The organism is Polaribacter sp. KT 15, from assembly GCF_900143115.1.
Taxonomy (GTDB): Bacteria; Bacteroidota; Bacteroidia; order Flavobacteriales; family Flavobacteriaceae; genus Polaribacter; species Polaribacter marinaquae.
The window spans coordinates 905,843-929,674 of record NZ_LT670850.1 but is presented as its reverse complement, the minus strand read 5'-3'; the positions used below and the strand labels follow the sequence as shown (position 1 = coordinate 929,674).

The following is a 23,832-nucleotide window of genomic DNA, read 5'->3' as shown; positions in this document are numbered from 1 at the left end:
TTAAGAAAACAAAAATAGTACATTTACAATTATGGCAAAAGTAAAATATTATTACGATGCAGATACACTTTCTTACAGAAAAATTGCTGTTAAGAAAAGTGATTACTACAAGAAAACAATATTTGTTTTTTTAGCTATTTTATTAAACGGATTTATAGGTTTTATAGTGTTTAGCCAATTTATCATGTCGCCAAATGAAAGAGCCTTAAATAGAGAAAACGAAAATTTACAGTTAAATTTAGAATTATTATCTAAAAGAGTAGAAGAAAGTTCTACAATTTTAGCCCAGTTACAAGAAAGAGATAACAATATTTATAGAGTTTATTTTGAAGCTAACCCAATACCAGAAGAACAAAGAAAAGCAGGTTTTGGTGGTGTAAACAGATATAAAAGTTTACAAGGTTACGACAACTCTAAACTAATAACAGATTTAACTAAAAACGTAGATATTTTATCGAAACAGCTTGTAGTGCAATCTAAATCTTTAGACGAAATTGTTGTTTTAGCAAAAGAAAAAGAGAAAATGTTGGCAGCAATACCAGCAATTTTACCTGTAAAGTTAGTAGATTTAACAAGAATGGCTTCTGGTTATAAATGGAGAATGCATCCTATTTTAAAGATTCGTAAATTTCATAAAGGAATGGATTTTACCGCACCAGTTGGTACACCAATATACGCTTCTGGTAACGGTAAAGTTATTAGAGCAGAAAGAAGTGCTACTTTTGGTAAAGTTATTTATATAGATCATGGTTATGGTTATAAAACCATTTATGCTCACATGAGTAAAATGAAAGCTAGAAAAGGTCAAAAGGTAAAACGTGGCGATTTAATTGGTTATGTTGGTAATACAGGTAGATCTGTTTCTGCACATTTGCATTATGAAGTTCATAAAAATGATAGAGCTGTAAATCCTATTAATTTTTACTACGGAGATTTAACTCCAGAAGAGTTTGCTGCAATGCAAAAAGCGGCAGAAGAAGAAGGACAATCTTACGATTAAAATCGCTATAAAATGCATATAGATTTACCAGAAAAGCGTTACTACAAAATAGGTGAAGTTGCCAAAGCATTCGATGTAAATACGTCTTTAATTCGTTTTTGGGAAAAAGAATTCGATATTATTAAACCCAAAAAAAACGCAAAAGGTAACCGACTTTTTACTGCGGATGACATTAGTAATTTTAAACTAATTTTTAATTTAGTAAAAGAAAGAGGATTTACTCTAGAAGGTGCAAAACAAAAATTAAAAAAGAATCCGGATTCTACAATTTACAATCACGAAATTATTAGTAGATTAGAAAGTGTAAAAGCAGAATTGATTAAAATTAAAAATCAGTTGTAACACTTTTAACTTTTACGTGTCTAACAATTATATAAAGCAAATAACTACTTTATATTCTTAAGAATATTAGGTAAATTTGTAGAAATCGATTAAAAATCAACTAAAAAAACTTTAAAAAATAGAAATTATGAAAAAATGGTTAGTACCAGCAATTGTTATATTAGTAATAGTAATTGGTGTTTATAAATGGGGTGTAGGTTTTAATAATACAGCAATAGAATTAAACGAAAGTGTTTCAGAATCTTGGGCAAATGTAGAAACGTCTTACCAAAGAAGAAACGATTTAATTGGTAACTTAGTAAACACTGTGCAAGGTGCAGCAGATTATGAAAGAGGTACTTTGGTAGAGGTAATCGAAGCAAGAGCAAAAGCAACTTCTGTAAATATCGATCCTTCTAACATAACACCAGAACAACTGGCACAATTTAATAAAGTACAAGGAGGTTTAAGTGGTGCTTTAAAAAGTTTATTGGTAACTGTAGAAAGATATCCAGAGTTAAAAGCGAACGAGAACTTTTTAAAATTACAAGATGAATTGGCAAGTACAGAAAACCAAATTCTAACTGCAAGAACTCGTTTTAATGAGAAAATAAAACCTTATAACAATCACGTTAAGAAATTTCCTAATTCAATTTTAGCAGGTTGGTTTAATTTTGAAGGGAAACCATATTTTCAAGCAGAAGCAGGTGCAGAAAAACCAGTTAAAGTAGATTTTAGTAAAAAATAAAAGATGTCTAAAGTAGAAGAATTTCTTACACCAGCAGAAGAAAAAGAAATTATTTCTGCTATTAGAACTGCAGAGTCAAATACTTCTGGTGAAATACGTGTTCATATCGAAGCTACTTCAGATAAAGAACATTACAAAAGAGCGCTAGAAGTGTTTCATCTCTTAAAAATGGATAACACTAAAGATGCCAATGCTGTATTAATTTATGTGGCAGTTAAAGATCATAAATTTGTTATTTACGGTGATAAAGGTATTAATGATGTTGTGCCTAAAAATTTCTGGGATACTACAAAAGATGTAATTCAAAATCAATTTAAAAAAGGAAACTTTAAGCAAGGTCTTGTAGATGGTATTTTAAAAGCTGGTTTAGAATTGCAGAGTCATTTTCCTTGGCAAACAGATGATATTAACGAATTACCTAACGAAATTTCTAAATAATCAATTTCTTGAAAGCATTTAAAAACATCGGTTTTCTTCTTTTATTTTTTGTAACTCAAATTTCATTTGGGCAATTTACCATACCAGAAATTCCTAAAGAACAAACAAGTGTTTACGATTATGTAAACTTATTAACTGCTAGCCAGAAAACGAATTTAGAAAATAAACTAGTACGTTATTCAGATTCAACATCAACACAAATTGTTGTTATTGTAATAGAGTCTACAAAAAATGAAAGTATTGGTATCTTGGCTCCTAAATGGGCTCAAAAATGGGGAATTGGTCAAGAAAAAGAAGACAACGGTATATTAATTTTACTTGCCGAAAAAGACCGTAAAATTTGGATAGCACCAGGTTATGGTATCGAACCAATTTTAACCGCTGGTATTGTTGGTGAAATTACAAGAAATGTAATAATACCAGAGTTTAAAAGAGGGAATTTTTACGAAGGATTAGACAAAGGTTCTGATACTATTTTTCAATTACTAAACGGAGAATATAAAGGAACTCGAAAAAACAAATCGAAAGGTTTTGATCCAGGAATTTTTTTCTTCATCCTAATTGTCATCATCTTTTTTATTATAATCTCAAGAGGTAATAAAAATAATAGAGGTGGCGGCAACAGGCATAGAAGAGGTTCTTTAGCAGATACAATTTTTGATACCATTATATTAAGCAATGCCGGTAGAGGTGGCGGAAGCTTTGGAGGCGGTTTTGGCGGTTCTTCTGGTGGTGGAAGTTTCGGCGGAGGCGGCTTTGGAGGCGGTTTCGGTGGCGGTGGCTTTAGTGGCGGTGGAGCAGGAGGAAGTTGGTAACAAGCTACTAAAGATTATTTTAGTTATCATAATTTAAATACTTACAAAACAGAACACTTAATTTTTATTTAAAAAATTTAAGTGTTTTTATTATTTTCAATAATTCTAAAAGCAAAAATAAATGAAGAAAATAGTTTCGATATTTAGTTTTTTAATTTTGATGAGTTGTCAGAATTTTGGGCAATTAAATATAATTTCAGATTTACCAAAAACTTTAAGTGAAGTTTCTGGTACAGAAATAGTACCGAAATCTGATTTAATTTGGATGATAAATGATGGTGGAAATAAACCAACTTTGTTTGGCTTAAACGCTAAAGGAAAAATTAAAAAGGAAATTTATATTAAAGCTAAAAATCACGATTGGGAAGATTTAGCTTCGGATGAAAATGGAACTATTTACATTGGAGATTTTGGAAATAATTTAAACAAAAGAAAAAATTTATCGATTATAATAGTTGAACAAAATGAATTGGACGAAAAAAATGCAGAGGTAGATGAAATAGAGTTTGAATATCCAGATCAGAATAAATTCCCGCCAAAAAAGAAAGATCGCTACTTCGATACAGAAGCTTTTTTTTACTATAATAAGAACTTATATATTCTAACAAAAAGTAGAGTGAAAGGTGATTATGGTAAAACAACTTTATATAAGATACCTGCTAAAAAAGGAACTTACACAGCAGAAATAGTAGATGATTATGAAAACTGTAAAGATTTAGAATGCTGGATTACTTCTGCGGATATTTCACCTAACGGAAAAAAAGTTGCAGTTTTATCTCAAAGAAATATCTTAATATTTTCTAATTTTAAAGGGGATAAGTTTCTTTCTGGAGATGTGAAAAAGATAAATTTAACTTATCGATCTCAAAAAGAAAGTATAACTTTTAAAGACAATAACACGTTACTTATTTCAGATGAAAAAGCGCATGGTACTGGTGGTAATTTATACGAATTAAAGCTTTAAATAAAATATAGTAAACTAAATTTATAAAATATTAATGCCCAACCTAAGCATAAAAACAATCCTCCTAAAGGAGTAATTGGTCCTAAGAATTTCATTTTTTTATTTTTAGCTGAAGAAATTACCAATCCATAAATAGAAAATGAAAATAAAATTACACCAATTATAAAAGCGTAAACTATGTAATTATCTATAGACAATTCGCTGTTTAGTTTAAATCCTAAAAATAGTAAAACAATGGCGTGATACATTTGGTATTTTACACCTGTTTCAAAGCTTTGTAATTGTTCTTCTGATAATTTCTTTTTTAATAAATGCGCCCCAAAAGCCCCAAATATTATTGCTAATAATCCAAAAAAACTTCCAAATAAAATTGCTGTGTATATCATAATTTAAAAATCGAAACCTAAACTAAAAGTAATTCTAGAGCCTTCATTACCATCAAAAACACCAATACTTGTGGTTAACATATCTGCAGCGTTTAAAAATAATCCGCCTCCAAAAGAAGTATTCGGTTTAGAAGATGGGTTTGGTTGCACTGTTAAAGAAGTTGGGGTTCCCCACACTTTACCATAATCAAACCCAGAATAAATACCAATATTAATAGGTAAAATAGCAGTTCTTAAATTACTTATATTATACCTAAGATCTGTTGTGTGGTAAAAAGCATTTTTACCTGTAAATCGCTCGTTTCTATAAGCTCTCATACCTTCATTACCTCCAATAGACGCTCCTTGATAAAATTGAAAATCGTTGCCAAAAATAAAATGCCCGTCTACTTTTGATGCCAATACAAGTTTACCATTCGGAATTAATTTATGCGTAATTCCTAAAGAAGTGGTAGCGTATGAAAAATTACTTTTATTACTTAAATTACCTGTAAAGCCTATAAGAGCATTAAATTCTACACCTAAAGTAGGAAATGCAGGATTGTCTGAGTGTTGGTAATAGTAACCAGCTTCTGTATTTATAAAGTTTTGAGCTTTAAACAAATCGTTACCCGCGGCATATTGTGTTTCTAAAAACCTACCTGAAGTTCTTTCAATGTCAAAACTTTGAAAACTTGCAGAAGCTGTAAATTTTGCACCCAAATCACCTCTCCATTTTAAAAATGCACCAGCTTGTAGTTTTCTAATTTTTACTCGATTATAATCTCTATTTACAGTTCCGTTTGGTTCTAAGTTTATAGAATTGTTACCAAATCCAAAAAAGTTAGTAGCATAATTAGGACTGTTAAATTCTGCATTAAATCCTAAGTTAAAACGGTCTAAAATATTGGCAAACTCGCCGTTATATTTTATTTCTAAACCTTGTGTTGCAAATACATAGTAACCTTCTATAACGTGTTTTCTTGTAAACGGATTTCTTTCGAAACCATTTACCAAACGTGTATTTTTAATCCCTAGTTTAACTCCGTCATCTGGATTGTAACCAATTGCAGGAGAAACTAAATTACTTTTACTTCTTAATTTTTTATAATTGTATGTGTTGGTCTTATAATCGTCTGTGATTTTTTTATTGATATTCTTAGTTATAAAGGTGTTTTTTTTAGTTTTATAATCATAAACCTTAATAAACTTTTTAGTTTTTATGTCGTAAATATCGTTGTTTAATCCTCCGATTAATTTAATTTTTATCGGGTCAATGCCAGATGGACCGCTAACAACAAACCTGTCATCATCATCTAAACCATATACCCAAATATCTTTTGTAACATCTTTTTTATATCTCCTTTTATGAAAAATATCTGCTTTCTTACCGTCTTTTATTCTATAACCTATAATTTCTGTATCTCCGTTTACAAATCTGTTTATTTCAAACCAATCATCTTTATGAGTACCTGTTACTACTTGAAATTTGTTTAAGTGACTAAAATACTTATCCGATATTTTTTGTAGATTTTTTCTTCGCCCTTTTAGTTTTCTCTTGATGTCGTCGATTGCATTTCCTCTAACTTCTTTCGGGAATTTAGAAAACGCACTTTCTATAACTTCATCTGTAATTTGATTTTGAATTATTTGTACTTCTCTATCCCAATCTGCTTTGTTAGATTCTCTAATTAACCTCATATCTAAAGGATATGCAGATAAACTAAAATGGGCCGGATTTTTGATATCTTCTTCGTAAGATCGCATCCCTTTTAAAGCAGGAATGATACTTGTAATTGTGTTCATTAAAAAACCATCACTAAAAACAGAAAAAGCTTGATCGCGATCTCTTGGTACAGGTCGGTAAATTACTTTATTATCTTTTTCAAAAGTTGCCCATCGCCATTGATCTTGATGTCTATCCCAATCTCCAATTAACATGTCAAACAAACGTGCTCTTATATAAGAACCTTCATCTAAAACATATTTTTCGTCTTTCGCTAGATTTTTTCTTAAATCGTCTGTACTTATTATTTCATCAGAAAAACCAAAGTATTTTTTATCACCATGACCGTCTGCAGTTCTTGCCTCTATCATGTACAATTCATCACCAAAACCAGCATTAAACTCTTTTAAAGTCTCTTGCTTTGGTACGTAAAATAAAATTGGTTTGGTATGATATACGTTAATTGCTTCTGCCAATTTATCAATAGTAAAAGGCGCATACGGATGCGATCCTGTAAAAACATCTAATAACAAGTCTTCTGTAAAAGTGTTGCTAAATTGTCCTTCTACATATTGATTTTTAAAAGCAACAGCTTGCAGATATTGCACAGCATTTTTTCTTAATGCTCGCATTACATATTCTTTACCGTCTTTATCTTCTAATCGTAAAGATTTAGATTGATGTCCGCCACCTTTTCTAACGGGTTTTAATCCGCCGTATAAAGTGTCTAAACTTACTGTTGGGGCAATTATTTTCTGACCAAAGTATTTTCGGTATCTTTTTCCCCATAAGAAATTATAGAATTTCCCTTTATTTGTTTCTTTATCGGTGTAAATTCCCGCTTTTTTTTCTGAAACATCCATGTTAGGGAAATCTGTAAATTCTACAATACTATCTTTTTTAAATACATTCGCTTCAAAAACAATTTTGCGTTCTTTTGCCGTGTAAAAATGAACTGTAGATGCGCCGTCTTCATAAACATCCAATCTTGCAAAACCTTGAGTTCCGTAAGAAAAAACACCACCATTTACGTTTTTGGTTGCTGTTAATTTAGAACCAGAACCACTTACAATTTGCGGTATGTTGTCTTGCACAATATATTGTATACTATGTTCATGACCAGAAATAAACATTACTTTTTCATTCTGTTGCGCTAAACTAATAATACGTTTTCTTAATAAATTGTATTTTTCATTTTGTTGATCTGTATTTGTAACTCCAGATGTTTTTCTTAGAATATTTAAAGCAGAACCAAAAATAGGCAAAGGCTTCATATGACTTTTAAAAGAGTAGTAACCACCATGCGGACCGTTTGTAAACATTGGGTGGTGTAAAGCAACAATTGTAGTTTTACCTTGCGATTTTTTTAATAAACCTTCAAATTCTTCGAAGAATTTTTCTCTGGTTTTAATTTCGCAATTATCGTTAATTCCTGGGTGATTGTCCCAGTTTGTAACAAACCAATGCGTATCTACAACAATAACATTTATGTCGTCATTTATTTCAACTTTTTCTAACGGACAACCTTTTTCTGGTAAAAAAGAATTCTTACCAAGTGCTTTTTCTACTAATTTTTCTTGTCTTTTTAAACCATCTAAACCGCTATACCAATCGTGATTTCCGGGAATAAAAAATGTTCTACCAGGAAATTTTTCACCAATATCTGTTTGAACTTTTAATCTGTGTTCTGCTAACTTATAGTTTTTAGAATTCTCTTTCGGAATTCCTCTTTGATAAACATTATCACCTAAAAATATTAATGTAGAATTTTTCTTAGCATTTTTAATTTCTTGCTCTAAATAAGAGAGTGCAGAATCTTTTTTATTTAAAGCAGAATTACCAGCATCTCCTATTAAATAAAAAGAATGTAAAACTTTAGACGAGTCTTTTTTAGAAATATAACTATGGTTTTCTGCAACTTGCATTTTAATGGTTGCGCAAGCAGAAATTAATAGAGATAAGACAAGTAAAGTAAGTATTTGTTTGATGAAGTTCATCTTACAAAAATAGCTATTTTAAAATTGAATTTTTAAAGTCTTGATAGTCTTTTTCTGTATCTATATCTAAGAAGTTAGTTTTTTTAGGCATCGAAATTACTTCGCTATTGTTGTTTAAAATTTCTTTAGCGCCAATATCTCCATAAATATTTTTTAAATCTTTAAAATATTTATTAGGAAATAAAGCAGGAACACCTAATTTTTTTTCATAATTAGAAGCAATAATTTTAGTGTTACTTTTACTAAATAACGCAATCATGTTATTTAAATATTCTTTTTCTACAGCAGGTTGATCTCCTAAAAGTACTAAGATTCCGTCGTAATTTTGATATTGTTTTTCTATTTCTGATATTCCAAAAGAAATACTTTTGCTTAGTCCTTTTTCAAAATCTTTATTATAAAAAAAATGCACATCAGGACTAGAAATTTCTTTTAAAATAATTTCTGCATTAGCACCTAAAACACAGTAAACTGCATTTGTTTCTATAGATTTTGCTTTGGATAAAACAGTTTCAATTAGAAAATTGGTACCAATAGTAACCAATTGTTTCGGAGTTTTCATTCTTGATGATTTTCCTGCTGCTAAAACTAAAACTGCAATTTTCATTATTTTTAATTATTAATGTTTTTTGATAATTTTTTTAATGAGAACGGTTCTTTTTTTCTAACGACAGCTAAAATTTCTGCAATTATAGAAATTGCAATTTCCCCTGGCGTAGTTGCTCCAATATGTAAACCTGCAGGTGTAAAAATAGTGTCTAAAAACTCTTCTTCTAAATCGGGTACATACTCAAAAAGTTGGTTAAAAAGTTTTTCTCTTCTTTTGGGTGCACCAATTATACCAATATATTGAGGTTTATATTTACTAAGTTTTACTAAATATTTTAAATCTTGCACAAAACTATGATTCATTAATACAATGGCTGTATTTTCTTCAATAGAACTAAAAGTTATGGTTTCTGGTGTTGTACCTTTTACGCTAAAAGAGCCTGGAAAATCTACTTTAGATTTTGAATCTTTTATAGATGTGTAAACTTCTATTTGCCAACCTAAATTAGCGGCAATTTCACAGAGTTTTACCGCATCATGTTCGCCACCAATTATTATTAATTTGAATAAAGGTTTTAATTCTTGAGAAAAAACTTTCTTATCTTTTGTTTGCTTAATATCAAAAGAATTGGAGATAGCAACTTGTAGTTGATTATTGTAAGTAATTACAGAACCGTAATTTCCTTTAGCTTCATCTTCTGTTATAAAATAAGAATCAATTTTAATAGATTCTCTGTTTTCAATTGCATTTAAAAATAAGGTCCTAAAGTGTTTGGTTATGTCTAAAGGTTCTATCAAAATGTATAAAACACCTTCGCAACCTAATCTGTATCTGCCATCATAAGTAATTATTTTTGCAATATTATCATTAAAAACACTTTGTGCTCTTCTAATAATTTCTTTTTCTACACAACCACCACTTACAGCACCAACAGAAGTATCATCGCTAGAAATTAACATACGAACTCCGGGTTTTCTGTAAGAAGAACCATTTAAATCTACTACAGTAACCAATACATTTTTAATGTTATTTTCTTGGTTTATAATTGCTTGTTTAAATATGTTTTTAAGTTCGTGTAGCATTTAAATACTTTAATATTTTAGTTTAAATATAAAGGTTTTTTACAAAATGTATCTTAAAAAAGTAAAGGGTTGTTTCTTTTAAGAACTGCAAGACAACATAGAACAACCAATTTTGTTATTTGCCCAATCTGGTCTTTTTGCAAACCATTTATTGTACTTTGGTTGATCTGCATATGGTTGTTTAAGTACTGTAAATAATTCGTCTATAAAACTATAATCTTCATTATCAGCGGCATCAATTGCTAATTGCGCCATGTAATTTCGTAAAACATATTTAGGATTTACCAAATCCATATTTTCTTTTCTTTCTTCGGATGAAACTCGCTCTATTTTAAGTCTATCTGCGTATTTATTAAACCAAATATTCCAGCGTTTTTTTACATCCATAGAAATACTTTCTAAATCATAAAAAGCATCTTTAATCAAATCGATACCTGAAATTTTATCAGAAAAATCACTTAGATTTCTAAAGAAAATGGTCATATCAGTTTCTACTAATTGTAAATTATCTTCTAATTCTTGAATCAATTGAATGTCATCTTCATCAGAAACAAAAAGGCCCAATTTACTCTTCATCATCTGTAAAGATTTTACTTCAAAATCAGTTTTATATTGTTCTAAAATAGCATTTAAAGGTGCTACTTCTTCAATTATAGGATATAAAGCATTTGCAAGTTGATACAAATTCCATAGACTAATATTTGGTTGATTGCCAAAACGGTAACGTCTATTTTCTCTATCTGTAGTATTTGGCGTCCAGCTAAAATCGAAACCTTCTAACCAGCCATAAGGCCCATAATCTATAGTTAAACCAAGAATAGACATGTTATCTGTATTCATAACGCCATGCACAAAACCAACTCTTTGCCAGTTTATAATCATATCTAGAGTTCTTTTCGAAACTTCTTCAAACAGCTTAATATAATTTTCTTTAGATGGTTTTCCTAAATAAGAAAAATGGTTATTTATGGTGTAATCTACTAATTTTTTTAAATTTTTTAAATCGTTTCTTGCAGCAAAAATTTCAAAACTACCAAACCTTAAAAAAGAAGGTGAAACTCTAGCAACGATAGCTCCTTTTTCATAAGCCGCATTACCATTGTACATAATGTCTCTTAAAACGCTATCGCCAGTAACACTTAAAGAGAGTGCTCTTGTGGTTGCAATACCTAAATGATGCATTGCTTCGCTGCATAAATACTCTCTAATAGAAGATCTAAGTACAGCCAAACCATCTGCAGTTCTAGAATATGGTGTTTCTCCGGCACCTTTTAATTGAACTTTCCAGTTTTTATTCTGATGTTCAATTTCAAATAAATTGATTGCTCTACCGTCTCCTAATTGTCCTGCCCAATTACCAAATTGATGACCAGCATAACACATTGCAAAAGGTTTTGTATTCGGATAAATTTTATTACCCGTAACAATATCTCTAAAAAAATCTGTATTTAAATCTTTTTCTAAAATACCTAGTTCTGATGCCATTTCTTTTGAAGTATGCACAACTTTTGGGTTGGAAGTTTGTTTAGGATTTACATAAGAATAAGCTGCATTTTCTACTTGTCTTCTTGTGTTTTCTAAAATTTTATCCGCTGGTAGATTGTCAGTAAATTCACTTTTAATAGTAAGATTTTTCATCTAAAGATCATTGTATTTTTTATGCTAATTTGTCTGCGTGTAACTGTCTTAATTTGGCAAGCTTTGGTTCTATTACAAAACTACAATAACCTTGTGTTGTATTGTTTCTATAATAATTTTGATGTTCTTCTGTAGCTTTGTAAAAAATAGGTAAAGCACTTAATTCTGTAACTATCTTATCATCATAATAAGACTGAATTTGTTTAAGAACTTCAGAAGCTAATGCTTTTTGATTATCATCATGATAGAAAATAACCGATCTATATTGTGTACCTCTATCGGCACCTTGTCTATTTAATGTTGTAGGATCGTGTGTGGTCATAAAAATGACCAAAATATCTTGGTAAGTAATAATATCTGGATTGTAAGTAATTTGAATTACTTCTGCATGACCAGTTAATCCAGAACAAATTTCTCTATAAGTTGGTTCTCCTGGTACATTTCCGCCAGCATAACCAGAAACTACTTTTTCGACACCTTTTACTTCTTGAAACACAGCTTCTGTGCACCAAAAACAACCACCACCAACCGTTGCAACTTGTAAGTTTGTACTCATTTTTTAAGAATTTTCTTTTTCTAATTGCATAGATTCAGAATTAATACAATAGCGTAAACCGCTTGGTTCTGGTCCGTCAGGAAAAATATGACCTAAATGTGCATCGCAAGTATTGCATAAAACTTCTACTCTTACCATACCAAAAGAAACATCTTTGTGATATTTTATAGCATTTGTTGCAATAGGTTGTGTAAAACTAGGCCATCCAGAACTCGACTCAAATTTTATCGTAGAATCAAATAGAGGTGTGTTGCAACAAACACAATTGTATTTTCCTTCTTCGTATGTAGAACATAAATCGCCTGTATGCGGTCTTTCAGTCCCTTTTAATCTTGTAATTCTATATTGTTCAGAACTTAGTATTTCTTTCCACTCTGCCTCAGATTTTTCTACACGTTTCTCTGGGGTTGGATTTCCTTTTACTGTAAAATTTATAATATCTTTCCAAGTAAGCATTTTAATCTATTTTTTTAATTATTAATTGTCTTTATATAGACGAAAAATGTAGCAATAGCTTACAAAATTACAATTTTTGTATATGCTAAAATCAATACTTAAATTTACAACAAAAATCAATTAGAGAAAACCATTTTTAATTGTTTATTTTTGTTTAAAATTTTACCATGAGCGCATTAATTATAGAAGTAGAAAAATTTGTTTTTAGTTTTTTAAGTAAAAATATACACTCTAATTTTGTGTATCATAATCTTGCGCACACACAAAGAGTTGTAGAAAGCGTAAAAGAAATTGCAGAAAGTTTAAAGTTAGATAACATTGCTCTAGAAAACTTAGTTATTGCAGCTTGGTTTCATGATATAGGTTATGTAGAGGGTTCTGATAATCATGAACAAAAAAGTATAAAAATTGCTGCAAAATTTTTAAAAGAAAATAACTTTGATGAGAAAAGAATACAAGTTGTTTCTGAAGTTATTTTAGCAACCGAAATGAACTCTGTACCTAAAAATATTTTAGAAGAAATTATTAGAGATGCAGATTGTGCACATTTAGCATCTAAAGATTTTATAGATTATACTTCTTTACTTCGAAGAGAATGGGAACTTTCTTTAGAGAAAAAGTATACCAATGCTGAATGGATTAATCTTAATCTAGCCTTTTTAACACAAAAACATAGATATTATACAGATTTTGCTTTACGTAATTGGAGTGAGGGAAAAGAAAAAAATATAGCTAAACTATTAAAGAACAAAAAGAAACTAAAAAAAGAAAGTAAAAAATTTAAGCAGAAAAAAGTTGCTTTAGATTTAAAGAAAAATAAAAGTGAAGTACCCGAAAGAGGAGTAGAAACCATGTTTCGAGTAGCACTTAGAAATCATATTACCTTAAGTGATATTGCAGATACTAAGGCGAATATTTTACTTTCTGTAAATGCTATTATCGTTTCTTTGGCACTTTCTAGTTTATTACCAAAATTAGACAATCCTTCTAACTCGCATTTGTTAATACCTACAATTATTTTTATAGCTTTTACAGTTGTTTCTATAGTTTTATCAATTATAGCTACAAGACCAAACGTAACAGAGGGTAAGTTTACAAAGCAAGATGTTGCTAATAAAAAAGTGAATTTATTGTTCTTCGGAAATTTTCATCAAATGAAATTGGACGATTTCGAGTGGGGAATTTCAGAAATGATGACCGACAGAGATTATTTATACGGCTCGCTTACAAAAGATTTATACTTTTTAGGATTGGTTTTAAATAGAAAATATAAAATATTAAGATTAACCTACACTGTTTTTATGGTAGGTATTATTGTAAGTGTTTTAGCTTTTGCAATTTCGTTTAGATATCAAACAGTTACTGCTTAAGATTCTATTTGTCTTATTAAGTCGTTAAGAGTTATGGTTTTCTTTTCATCAAAATCTTTTTGATAAATAACCTCTACTCTTAATGCTTTTAAACCAGAAACACCTTGTAAATCTTCTAATTCTAAAAATTCAATTTTACCTAATTGTTTTCTAGATTGTAAAAAGTTTATGTATTTAATATATTCTAAAGCATCTTTATCTTGAGAATATATAATTGCAATTTTACCAGGCTGTGTAACCCTTTCTTCTGTATTTTTAATATTTGCTTTATCTATTCTTTTCTTAATTATTTCGTATCTAATATTATAAGCACCATCAACATCAAATTGTTTTTCATCCATCCTAAACTTAATAGCCATAGGATTACTGTGAACTAAAATTAAAGACGCAACTCTTAAGTTATGTGGCATTGTATCTACCAAAGTATATGCGATATTTTCCATTTCGCACATTGTTTGCAGTTGCCATAAACGCAAATTGTATAGATAAATGTTGTCGAAAGAATTCTTTTTAGTGATTGATTCACCAATATACATGTTAAACTCTACACCATCGGTTTTATATCTTTCAAAATAATGAGGATACATTTTTTGAGCATCCTTTTGTTTCTTGTCAATATATTTAGCAAGCTTTTCGTTGATTAGATTAACACTTTTTTCGTAGTCTTTTCTTTTTTCATAAACCACATTTAAATCTTCATCTAAACGGTTCATGTAAATATCTACTTTTTTGGCTAAATTTTTATCTAATTCTTTAATGTGATTAAAAACAGGGTATATTTCTCTTTGTAAAAAATCTAAAATATTAACCTCGTCACCAGCATTTAAATCTTGTTTAACATCTTTTAAAAAGGTTGATACTCTATACATCAACTCGTTGTAAATTGGTAATTTTTCCTTTTTACAAGCATCTTTTAAAACAGAAATTGCCAAAGATAATTGTGTAATTAAATCTTCTTTAATTGCTGTATTTCTTGCATCAGAAGAACCTTTAATATCACTTTGACCAAACAACGGATACACTTCTTTAAACACAATTTCGTCTAACTTTGCATTGTCGTTTGTTTGAAATTCTGTGTGATATTTTTCTGCAGCTTCATAAAAACGCCATTTAACAGATTCGTGAATAGAAGTATAGTTTTCTTGAATTGTAGCTTCTAAAACATTTTGTCTTTCTTCTGATGTTCTTTTTACCGCAGCTTCAAAAACAGGAATAATATCTTTTAATTTGTTAATGTTTACCGAGTTTAAATCGTAAGCATTTGGCGACGCAATTTCTAATAATGCCAAGTCGCCACTTTTGGTAGCTTTAATTGGTATTAAAATAATACTTTGAATTCCGCCATCATATAAGTTATGATAAAAAGGATTTTTATCTGTGGCTTTACCATATTCTTCGATATCAGAAATGATAAAAGTTTCATGATTTACAAAAACCTTTTGCATTACTTCTTCACAAAAGTAATTTGAAGAACAATTAATTTCTTCTTTATTATTTAAAATGATGCTATTTGATTTGTTTACGATAGTTTCACACAACTTGTCGTTTAAATTGTCGAAAATAGAATAGCCTAATTTTAAATCTTTAATAGCATAAAAATCTCTTAAGTTGTTTTGAAGTTTAAAGATTAAACTATCATCACTTGCCAATAAATTTGCTTTTATAGAAGACAGCATTTCTTCTGATGTAACATCAAAAAGATTGATAAGCCCAAAGCCTTTAAAAATATAACTATTTGGTGGAAATTTCTCTTTCCAAATATCTATGTTATCAAAGTTATTTAATAAATCTCTGTAATCTTCTTTTGTGATTTTAGGTGCTATTTCTGTTGGTGTAATTTCAGAAAAGTCACCATTAAAAGCCGCTCTATAATATTTCATTGTACCAGAAGTTCTATCTGGAATATCAAAATAAAAAGGTCTTTTTAAATCGATTTTATATCCATAAACAAAACTTAGAATAAAAGTACATGCTAGAATATACATGCTTTCGTCTTGAAAATTTCTAACAGAAAGTTCGTAATCTTCGCCAGCGTTGTCTAAAATGTTTTTAAAACGATCTGTAAATTTAAATGAAGTAAATGAAAACGGTATACTTGCTGCTTTTATTTCATTTAAAAGTAAAGGTTCTGGAAATAAAGGGTTTAATACTAACTCTATTTCTTCTTCATATTTATCTAAAAGTGAATAATCTGAAAAACCATCATTTAATTCTGGATGCTGCTTAAACAGCTTTACCATTTCTAAAGCAGAACTGTAAAACGGATGCCCTTTATAAGATTCATGCGTATATTTTTCATAAAGATCATAAACCTTTCTAAAAGAAATGTTTAGCTGTAGCGGTAATTCTACTTCGGTTTCTATGTTAGATTTTATGATTTTCATCTTTTAAATTTAGGGTGCAAATTTACAAAATTGTGCTTATTTGGTCGTTTATAGCAACAATAACTTTCAAGGTTTTACTCTTAAAGATATAAAAAAAATAGCTAAGTAGTCCTTTATAATTTATTGCTAAATTATTTTTAAGCCTTAAATAAAGTGTTTTATTATTTTTGTCTGAAATAAATTGTAATTGGTACACCAGAAAAATCATATAAATCTCTTAGTTTATTTTCTAAGAATCTTTTATAAGGATCTCTTACATACTGCGGTAAATTACAAAAGAATGCAAATTGCGGAGTAGGAGTTGGCAACTGCATACAGTACTTTATTTTTACAAATTTTCCTTTAATTGCTGGTGGCGGGTAACTTTTAACAATGTCTAACATAGCATCGTTTAGTTTACTTGTAGGTATTTTAAATTTACGTTTTTCAAAAACTTCTACAGCCGTTTCTATTGCTTTAAATAAACGTTGTTTTGTTAATGCAGAAATAAATACAATTGGTACATCTGTAAATGGTTCGATTTGTTTTCTAACCATTGCTTCAAAATCTCTCATTGTATTGGTTTCTTTCTCAATTAAATCCCATTTATTAATTAAGATCACCACACCTTTTCTGTTTTTTTCTGCTAACCAGAAAATATTTTGATCTTGTCCTTCGAAACCACGAGTAGCATCTACAACTAAAACAATTACATCAGAATATTCGATAGATCTTACAGCTCTCATTACAGAGTAAAACTCTAAATCTTCTTTAACTTTAGATTTTTTTCTAATTCCGGCAGTATCTACAAGATTAAAATCGAAACCAAATCTATTATATTTTGTATCTATAGAATCTCTAGTTGTACCTGCAATATTGGTAACTATGTTTCTGTCTTTACCAATTAAGGCATTTATAAATGACGATTTACCTGCGTTTGGTCTACCAACTACGGCAAATCTTGGTAACTCTTCTTTTTCTAAATCAACTTCTTCTGGTTCTGGCATTTTTTCTGTAATGGCATCTAAAATGTCTCCGGTACCACTACCGTTAATAGAAGAAATTGTATGGTAATCTCCTAAACCTAAGTTGTAAAATTCAACAGCATCTGCATCTCGCATTGCGTTGTCTACTTTGTTAACTGTTAAGAAAATTGGTTTTTTAACTTTACGTAAAAGTTTTGCAACTTCAGCATCCATAGGTGTTATACCTTCTTCTACATCTACAACAAAAACAATAATATCTGCTTCTTCTATAGCTAAAGCTACTTGTTTTCTAATTTCTTCTTCAAAAATATCATCAGAACCAATAGTATATCCACCTGTATCTATAACAGAAAATTCTTTTCCGTTCCAGTCAGATTTTCCATAATGTCTATCACGTGTAACTCCACTTACAGAATCTACAATTGCTTCTCTTCTTTGTACAAGTCTATTAAAAAGTGTCGACTTTCCTACATTTGGTCTTCCTACAATGGCAACAATACTATTCATTTTGAATTCTAATTTTTTGCAAAGATACAATTTAAGGTTGTAAGAAAGATACTAAAAAAAGAAGTCTTTAAAAAACAAAAAACCAGCAAGTTAAATTGCTGGTTTTATTTTAATTAAAAGTAGTAATTAGTTATTCTGATAAATAGTAACAGTTCCGCTATCTTCATTAGAAACTACTAGTAAATCTTTACCGTTTGGGCTATCTTCTGATTTTATAACTAATAATCCTTCTGGTGCTTCATCATCAGCATTAGAAAGTATTTGTAAAAACTCTGGAGCATTTGGGTTTGTAATATCATACACCATAACTTGATCGTTTCTTTCTAAACCAACAAATAAAATATAACGTTGATCGCCTATGTTTAAAACTTCTACACTTTCTGGTTCTGCACCTTTATCATCACTTCTTTTATCATTATCATTAAATCTGTCTGTAGTTAATGCTAAAGTTTGAGTTGCGATGCTGTTTCCAGAATCGTATACCAAATTACCGTTATCAGACCAAATACTAAAAGATCTAGCACCATAACTATATAGTTCTTCAACTTTACCATCGTTATTTGCATCACCTAAAGTTGTAGTAGTTTTTAAACGACCAAGATTCATTTCATTTAAATAATCTTTATCAGCATCAAATACAGTTTCGTCTAAAGTTAAATCGTCCATTCTTACTTCTTCGCTAAATCCATCGTAATCTCTTGCATCACCTTCATTTGCAGAAATAATGTATTCTACTCCGTTAATTTTAACATATACAATAGCATCTGGCATGTAAATACCTTTCACTGGCCAAGATTTTAATTCTTTTACGTCGTCTTTATCACTTGCGTCTAAAGTATTTTTTGCCAAAGAGTAATCTTTAAAACCTAAAGGATAAATGGCTTCGATTGTTTTTGTTTGTAAATTAACTTTAGCAATTCCGTTGTTTTCTTGTAAAGAAACCCAAGCAGTTTTAGAATCTTCTGAAATTGCAACATATTCTGGTTCTACATCTTTAGCTAAATCTGCATTTGGTCCAAAAACTCTAAAACCTTCACTTTCTAAAGAAGCTTCTTGTGCGTTAAAAGCAGTGAAATTTAAAGTTGTAACAGCATCATTTTCTAGGTTAATGATACTTATACTCCCTTCTGGGTCTACTGTATAGTCATCATTTGGTTCACCTTCATTTGCAGAAACAATCATCTTTCCGTCTGGTGAAAAAGTTACCATGTCTGGTAAAGAACCTACAGTATATTGTTTTAATAAAGAATTGTCTACTGTATTGTAAAGTAATATTTTCCCAGGATTTTGTTTCACGTTATCTTCTACTGCAATTGCTAATTTTCCTTCAAAAATAGCAACACTATTAGGTGCACCGTAAGCATTTAAACTTATAGAGTTTTCTTTTACAGGTGTGTCTAAATTTGAAATATCATGAATAGAAATCTCGTTTAAATCTACGTTTACAGTAAAAAGTTTTTTTGAGATTTTGTCGTAAGCTGTAATTTCTGATGCACCTTCACCACCTACTTTAATGGTTGTTTTATGAGTAAAATTAACTGATGTATCTACAGGAGTGATAACAGGATTAACATCGTCTTTACAACTAAAAGTAAAAGCTAATAAGGAGAATAAAGTAATTTTTTGTAATGTTTTCATTGTTTGATTTTTAGTTTTTGCAAAAATGAACTCAAAAACTAAAAATCGTGTTAAATGAAATATAAGTAAACATTAGATTTTACATTTATTTGTAAAATAATTGTTTATTAAGGTTGTAAGATAGTTGTCTAATGTAAATTAAATGTAATATTATTTTTGATTGTAACCAAAGCGTTTTAATTGTGTTTTATCGCTACGCCAGTTTTTATTAACCTTAACGTAAAGTTCTATAAAAACCTTTTTCATAAAAAACTTTTCTAGATCTTTTCTGGCTTCTGCACCAACTCTTTTAATGGCAGAACCTTTATGACCTATAATTATTCCTTTTTGAGTTTCTCTCTCGACCATAATTACAGATCTTATTCTAACAATATTTTCTTCTTCTATAAACTCTTCTGTTTCTACTTCTACAGAATACGGAATTTCTTTTTTGTAATGAATTAAAATCTTTTCTCTAATTTTTTCATTTACAAAAAAACGTTCTGGTTTATCTGTTAATTGGTCTTTCGGATAAAAAGGAGGTCCTTCTGGTAAAAGTTCTTTAATTTTATTAAAAACGGCAGAAACATTAAACCTTTCTAATGCAGAAATAACAAAAACTTCTGCATTTGGTACTTTTTCTCGCCAGTATTTTATTTTTTCTTCGACATCTTCTTGAGATGATTTATCAATTTTGTTTAATAAAAGAATAACAGGAATTTCGCTATGGATTATCTTATTGAAGAAAGCTTCGTTTTTCAATTCTTTTTCGCCAATTTCTACCATGTAGATTAAAATATCGGCATCCTCAAAAGCAGATTTCACAAAATCCATCATCGAAGATTGAAGCTCATAAGCTGGTTTTAAGATACCTGGCGTGTCAGAAAATACAATTTGATGCTCCTCATCATTTACAATACCCAAAATACGATGTCTAGTCGTTTGAGCTTTCGGAGTAATTATTGATAGTTTTTCTCCTACCAAAGCATTCATTAATGTCGATTTTCCTACGTTAGGATTTCCTATGATGTTTACAAAACCTGCTTTATGTGTCATAATGCAAAGATAAATAGATTTTATATCGGATTAGAATTTAGAGGATTAAAAAAAGATTAAAATTTTTTCGATAAAAGTTTGGTTAGTACTTTAAATATGTTGTATATTTGCAACCCGGAAATAACGTGTCGAATTTATGAGTCGAAAGTTTAAAGCTAAGTCGTTTTTCTGAAATCACAACGCGGGATAGAGCAGTAGGTAGCTCGTCGGGCTCATAACCCGAAGGTCACTGGTTCGAGTCCAGTTCCCGCTACTAAGTAAAAGCTTCATAGAAATATGAAGCTTTTTTTTGTGCTTAATTTTTTTACTTTTATTTGCTTTACTATACCGCAAAACGTGCACAGTTTGTTTGTAAAATTATCTGCAATTCTTTACCATTTAAAATAAGTTATATGAAGTGAAAAAGTGTTTCTTACTTCTTTTGCAGATTTAGATGAAAACATAGAAAATAGTTCAATTGAAAATGAAATTTCAGCAATATTAGGAGAAGATGAACAAAGTCCAAGATAAGATGAAAACCCAACTTATGGAGGATAGTGATTTTAAGAAATTATAGTACATTAGAGGAATGAAACAAGTAAAAGTAGCATTCCTATTTTTTGTTTTATTTTCATTTTTATCATGTGAAAAACAAGATGATAAATTAGAGAATGATTCAAAACAAAAATCCCTAGCAAAAGAATTCTTTAAAAGTGCAGATTATAAAAAATCGAGTAATGCCAAAAGATTAGAAAATTCAAAAATATTTATTTCTGATAATAAGTTAAATTCAACTGATAAGTATTTGATGTACAATAATATCAGCTATTTATCGAGTAAATTAAACAAAATAGACAGTGCAATATTTTATTCAAAAAAAATGTTGAGACTGCCTAGTGTAGAAAATGATATAAATCTAAAAGGAAAAGTTTATTATAAGCTAGGGATTTATCAGTACAAAAAAAACGCACAGGATAGTTCTTATTTTTTCTATGCTAAATCTAAAAATGAGTTTTTAAAATTAAAGGATAGTGTATCTGTTGGGAAAAGCTTATCTAATTTAGCAATAATAGAATCAAATTTTGGAAGCTATTCTTTAAGTGATTCTTTGGCTGTAGAATCTTTAAAGTTTTTTAATGGAAAAGAACCAAAAACAATGGCTTCTAGTTTAAATTGTTTAGCCATTAATGCTAAAAAAAGATCATTTTATAACGAAGCTATTGCTTACTATATTTCTGCTTTGAAAATTACTACAAGAAAAAGCTCTAAAATTAGGTTTCGAAATAATTTAGCGATTGCACACAAAGACTTAAAGAATTATAAAAAATCGATTTTAATTTTTGAAGAGTTGTTGCAAGACACTATTACAAGTCAAAAAACAAAGACAAGAGTTATAGATAATTTAGCACATGTAAAGTGGTTAGAAAATTCAGATGTAAATGTATTAAAAGAATTGTTGTTTGCTAATTCTAAAAAACTTCAGCTTAAAGATAATTATGGTTTAATAGCAAGTTACAGTCATTTATCCGATTATTTTCAAGAAAAAAACAGAAAAAAATCATTGCAATATGCTATAGAAATGTATAAAATTTCAAGAAAAGTAAAAAGCATTCAAGATGTTTTAGAAGCTATAGATAAGATTGTAGAAAGACAGCCGCCTGAAAAGGCTATTAAATATTATAAAGAAAGTATTTATTTAAGAGATAGTTTACAAGAAGCAGAAACTAAAAGACAGTTTAGGTTTGCTAAAATTAAATATAATTACGACGAAGAAGAAAAACTAAAAGAAAAGTTTAGAAACCTAGCAATTGAAAATGAATTAAAAGTAGAAAAAGAGAATAGCCAAAAGAAGAACAGTATAATTATCGGAATTCTTTTAATTTCTGGTCTGTTATTTTTATTATACAGACGTAAACAATTACATAAAAAAAGAGTTTTACAAGAGAGTTATAATACTGAAACAAGAATAGCAAAGAGATTACATGATGAATTGGGTAATGATGTTTTTAATACGCTTGTAAAAGTTCAGAATCCAAAGATCAATACATTAGAGATTATAGATGATTTAGATAAAATCTACCATCAAACACGTTCCATTTCACATGAAAATAATGCTATTAAAACAGGAGATAAATTCGAAAGTTATTTTAGACATTTAGTAGCAAGTTATAATACAAATGATTGTAAGATTATTATAAAAGGATTATCTGACATTCATCTAAACAATTTAGCTGCTGAAAAGCAAATTGTGGTTTACAGAATATTTAATGAGCTTTTTGTAAATATGAAGAAGCATAGTAAAGCTAGTTTGGTAATGTTGACTTTTACAAAAAAGAATAGTCGAATAGAAATGATTTATTTTGATAACGGAATTGGTTTTGAAAAAGATAGTTTTGTTCATAAAAATGGACTTAAAAATATGGAAACCCGTATAAAAACTATTAACGGAACTATTAATTTTGAAAACAAACCAGGCAAAGGATTAAAAGTTAGTATTCATTTTAAAAGTTAAAAATGTTTAAAAAAGTTTTAGTTGTAGAAGATTTTGATGTTATAAATAGCGGTATTAAAATTGCTTTAGATGAAATAGGAATTCATCATGTAGATTATATTTCTTATTGTGATGAAGCTTTTTTAAAAATTAAAAGCGCTTTTTTAAAAGGAGAACCTTACGGTTTAATTATTTCAGATTTATCTTTTGAAAACGATGGTACACCTCAACAATTAAAATCCGGAGAAGAATTGATAACCAAAATTAGAGAAGAATTTATTGATTTAAAAATTATAGTTTTTTCTGTAGAAGATAAACCGTACACAATACAAAATTTATATAAAAATTTAAAGATCCAAAGTTACATCTGGAAAAATAGAAACGGATTAAAAGAATTAAAAAAAGCAATTTATAAATCTTTTACTTCTAGTGAGTTTTACATTTCTCCAGAGTTACATGCTGCAATTCATCCTAAAAAAGCTGTAGAAATTACAGATTATGATCTTTCTTTGATCAAATACCTTTCGCTAGGCTTTTTACAAGAAGTGATTAGTGAAAAATTAAAAGAAAAAGGAATAACACCTTCAAGCACAAGTGCTATAGAAAAAAGATTAAAGTTTTTAAAAGAACATTTTAATGCCAATAATCCTGCACATTTGGTTGCAATAGCTAAAGATTTTGGTTTGATTTAAAATTCTAATATAATTGTTTATGCTAGGGAAATCATTAGTGTTTTTTGTGCTCTAAGAAATTAGGTTTGTTATTTAAAAATGCTAAATACTTCAAAAAAGAGAATCAAAGTATAAA

The 23,832-nt window shown here is 29.2% G+C and carries 20 protein-coding genes and 1 tRNA gene; 10 read left to right on the top strand and 11 right to left on the bottom strand.

The annotated features are described in order from the left end of the window. The first annotated feature begins 31 nt into the window (after positions 1–31). From B5464_RS04370 to B5464_RS04345, 6 genes are all read left to right on the top strand, one after another. Positions 32–1,000, top strand: coding sequence for a M23 family metallopeptidase (locus B5464_RS04370; protein ID WP_077810164.1), 969 nt, complete (start codon positions 32–34; stop codon positions 998–1,000). Positions 1,001–1,012: 12 nt separating this feature from the next. Then, positions 1,013–1,342 carry a MerR family transcriptional regulator gene (locus B5464_RS04365; protein ID WP_079737359.1) on the top strand — a complete coding sequence of 110 codons (330 nt, stop codon included), beginning with the start codon at positions 1,013–1,015 and terminating at the stop codon, positions 1,340–1,342. Positions 1,343–1,469: 127 nt separating this feature from the next. Further along, positions 1,470–2,069, top strand: coding sequence for a LemA family protein (locus B5464_RS04360; RefSeq protein WP_079737358.1), 600 nt, complete (start codon positions 1,470–1,472; stop codon positions 2,067–2,069). Between the two features lie 3 nt (positions 2,070–2,072). Continuing rightward, complete coding sequence (locus B5464_RS04355) at positions 2,073–2,507, top strand: TPM domain-containing protein (RefSeq protein ID WP_079737357.1); 435 nt, start codon at positions 2,073–2,075, stop codon at positions 2,505–2,507. Positions 2,508–2,515: 8 nt separating this feature from the next. After that, positions 2,516–3,322, top strand: a complete 807-nt coding sequence (locus B5464_RS04350) for a YgcG family protein (RefSeq protein WP_231963646.1) — start codon at positions 2,516–2,518, stop codon at positions 3,320–3,322. Positions 3,323–3,443: 121 nt separating this feature from the next. Continuing rightward, positions 3,444–4,286: a hypothetical protein gene (locus tag B5464_RS04345; RefSeq protein WP_231963645.1), complete on the top strand. Its 843-nt coding sequence runs from the start codon at positions 3,444–3,446 to the stop codon at positions 4,284–4,286. Here the strand turns inward: B5464_RS04345 and B5464_RS04340 are convergent. From B5464_RS04340 to msrB, 7 genes are all read right to left on the bottom strand, one after another. Further along, positions 4,283–4,672: a DUF423 domain-containing protein gene (locus tag B5464_RS04340; RefSeq protein ID WP_079737354.1), complete on the bottom strand. Its 390-nt coding sequence runs from the start codon at positions 4,670–4,672 to the stop codon at positions 4,283–4,285. The two genes, B5464_RS04345 and B5464_RS04340, sit on opposite strands and share 4 nt — an antisense overlap. A 3-nt stretch (positions 4,673–4,675) precedes the next feature. After that, positions 4,676–8,374, bottom strand: a complete 3,699-nt coding sequence (locus tag B5464_RS04335; RefSeq protein WP_079737353.1) for a metallophosphoesterase — start codon at positions 8,372–8,374, stop codon at positions 4,676–4,678. A 13-nt stretch (positions 8,375–8,387) separates the two neighbouring features. Then, positions 8,388–8,981 (bottom strand): NTP transferase domain-containing protein, encoded by a 594-nt coding sequence (locus B5464_RS04330; protein ID WP_079737352.1) that lies wholly within the window; start codon positions 8,979–8,981, stop codon positions 8,388–8,390. Between the two features lie 5 nt (positions 8,982–8,986). Beyond that, entirely contained in the window at positions 8,987–10,006 is a 1,020-nt protein-coding gene (locus B5464_RS04325) for an XdhC family protein (RefSeq protein ID WP_079737351.1), read from the bottom strand. Between the two features lie 78 nt (positions 10,007–10,084). Further along, a complete protein-coding gene (locus B5464_RS04320) occupies positions 10,085–11,644 on the bottom strand; it encodes a YdiU family protein (protein WP_079737350.1) in 1,560 nt (519 codons plus the stop codon). Between the two features lie 19 nt (positions 11,645–11,663). Beyond that, on the bottom strand, positions 11,664–12,200 hold the full coding sequence (msrA, locus tag B5464_RS04315) for a peptide-methionine (S)-S-oxide reductase MsrA (protein ID WP_079737349.1): 537 nt from the start codon (positions 12,198–12,200) through the stop codon (positions 11,664–11,666). A gap of 3 nt (positions 12,201–12,203) precedes the next feature. Then, the gene (msrB, locus tag B5464_RS04310) at positions 12,204–12,656 is read right to left on the bottom strand and encodes a peptide-methionine (R)-S-oxide reductase MsrB (protein ID WP_079737348.1); all 453 of its coding nucleotides are present in this window, start codon (positions 12,654–12,656) and stop codon (positions 12,204–12,206) included. A gap of 167 nt (positions 12,657–12,823) precedes the next feature. Here msrB and B5464_RS04305 point away from each other — a divergent pair, with 167 nt between their 5' ends. Further along, positions 12,824–14,026, top strand: coding sequence for a Pycsar system effector family protein (locus tag B5464_RS04305; protein WP_079737347.1), 1,203 nt, complete (start codon positions 12,824–12,826; stop codon positions 14,024–14,026). On the opposite strand, the gene B5464_RS04300 is transcribed toward B5464_RS04305, so the two are convergent. From B5464_RS04300 to era, 4 genes are all read right to left on the bottom strand, one after another. After that, positions 14,023–16,410 carry a GAF domain-containing protein gene (locus B5464_RS04300; protein WP_079737346.1) on the bottom strand — a complete coding sequence of 796 codons (2,388 nt, stop codon included), beginning with the start codon at positions 16,408–16,410 and terminating at the stop codon, positions 14,023–14,025. The genes B5464_RS04305 and B5464_RS04300 overlap by 4 nt on opposite strands. Before the next feature lie 161 nt (positions 16,411–16,571). Further along, the gene (gene der / locus B5464_RS04295) at positions 16,572–17,882 is read right to left on the bottom strand and encodes a ribosome biogenesis GTPase Der (protein ID WP_079737345.1); all 1,311 of its coding nucleotides are present in this window, start codon (positions 17,880–17,882) and stop codon (positions 16,572–16,574) included. Between the two features lie 126 nt (positions 17,883–18,008). Then, complete coding sequence (locus B5464_RS04290) at positions 18,009–19,520, bottom strand: choice-of-anchor I family protein (protein WP_079737344.1); 1,512 nt, start codon at positions 19,518–19,520, stop codon at positions 18,009–18,011. 150 nt (positions 19,521–19,670) lie between these two features. Further along, complete coding sequence (gene era, locus B5464_RS04285; RefSeq protein WP_079737343.1) at positions 19,671–20,555, bottom strand: GTPase Era; 885 nt, start codon at positions 20,553–20,555, stop codon at positions 19,671–19,673. 180 nt (positions 20,556–20,735) lie between these two features. Here era and B5464_RS04280 point away from each other — a divergent pair. The 3 genes from B5464_RS04280 (at position 20,736) to B5464_RS04270 (ending at position 23,717) form a co-directional block, all read left to right on the top strand. Continuing rightward, positions 20,736–20,808 (top strand) — tRNA-Met (locus B5464_RS04280). 315 nt (positions 20,809–21,123) lie between these two features. After that, the gene (locus B5464_RS04275; RefSeq protein ID WP_079737342.1) at positions 21,124–23,046 is read left to right on the top strand and encodes a tetratricopeptide repeat-containing sensor histidine kinase; all 1,923 of its coding nucleotides are present in this window, start codon (positions 21,124–21,126) and stop codon (positions 23,044–23,046) included. 2 nt (positions 23,047–23,048) lie between these two features. Next, positions 23,049–23,717, top strand: coding sequence for a response regulator (locus tag B5464_RS04270; protein ID WP_079737341.1), 669 nt, complete (start codon positions 23,049–23,051; stop codon positions 23,715–23,717). The last annotated feature ends 115 nt before the right edge of the window (positions 23,718–23,832 follow it).

Bases quoted from the DNA above. Each gene is read 5' to 3' on its own strand.
- B5464_RS04370 (WP_077810164.1), top strand. From the start codon at position 32: ATGGCAAAAGTAAAATATTATTACGATGCAGATACACTTTCTTACAGA.
- B5464_RS04365 (WP_079737359.1), top strand. From the start codon at position 1,013: ATGCATATAGATTTACCAGAAAAGCGTTACTACAAAATAGGTGAAGTT.
- B5464_RS04360 (WP_079737358.1), top strand. From the start codon at position 1,470: ATGAAAAAATGGTTAGTACCAGCAATTGTTATATTAGTAATAGTAATT.
- B5464_RS04355 (WP_079737357.1), top strand. From the start codon at position 2,073: ATGTCTAAAGTAGAAGAATTTCTTACACCAGCAGAAGAAAAAGAAATT.
- B5464_RS04345 (WP_231963645.1), top strand. From the start codon at position 3,444: ATGAAGAAAATAGTTTCGATATTTAGTTTTTTAATTTTGATGAGTTGT.
- B5464_RS04340 (WP_079737354.1), bottom strand. From the start codon at position 4,672: ATGATATACACAGCAATTTTATTTGGAAGTTTTTTTGGATTATTAGCA.
- B5464_RS04335 (WP_079737353.1), bottom strand. From the start codon at position 8,374: ATGAACTTCATCAAACAAATACTTACTTTACTTGTCTTATCTCTATTA.
- B5464_RS04330 (WP_079737352.1), bottom strand. From the start codon at position 8,981: ATGAAAATTGCAGTTTTAGTTTTAGCAGCAGGAAAATCATCAAGAATG.
- B5464_RS04325 (WP_079737351.1), bottom strand. From the start codon at position 10,006: ATGCTACACGAACTTAAAAACATATTTAAACAAGCAATTATAAACCAA.
- B5464_RS04320 (WP_079737350.1), bottom strand. From the start codon at position 11,644: ATGAAAAATCTTACTATTAAAAGTGAATTTACTGACAATCTACCAGCG.
- msrA (WP_079737349.1), bottom strand. From the start codon at position 12,200: ATGAGTACAAACTTACAAGTTGCAACGGTTGGTGGTGGTTGTTTTTGG.
- msrB (WP_079737348.1), bottom strand. From the start codon at position 12,656: ATGCTTACTTGGAAAGATATTATAAATTTTACAGTAAAAGGAAATCCA.
- B5464_RS04305 (WP_079737347.1), top strand. From the start codon at position 12,824: ATGAGCGCATTAATTATAGAAGTAGAAAAATTTGTTTTTAGTTTTTTA.
- B5464_RS04300 (WP_079737346.1), bottom strand. From the start codon at position 16,410: ATGAAAATCATAAAATCTAACATAGAAACCGAAGTAGAATTACCGCTA.
- der (WP_079737345.1), bottom strand. From the start codon at position 17,882: ATGAATAGTATTGTTGCCATTGTAGGAAGACCAAATGTAGGAAAGTCG.
- B5464_RS04290 (WP_079737344.1), bottom strand. From the start codon at position 19,520: ATGAAAACATTACAAAAAATTACTTTATTCTCCTTATTAGCTTTTACT.
- era (WP_079737343.1), bottom strand. From the start codon at position 20,555: ATGACACATAAAGCAGGTTTTGTAAACATCATAGGAAATCCTAACGTA.
- B5464_RS04275 (WP_079737342.1), top strand. From the start codon at position 21,124: ATGAAACAAGTAAAAGTAGCATTCCTATTTTTTGTTTTATTTTCATTT.
- B5464_RS04270 (WP_079737341.1), top strand. From the start codon at position 23,049: ATGTTTAAAAAAGTTTTAGTTGTAGAAGATTTTGATGTTATAAATAGC.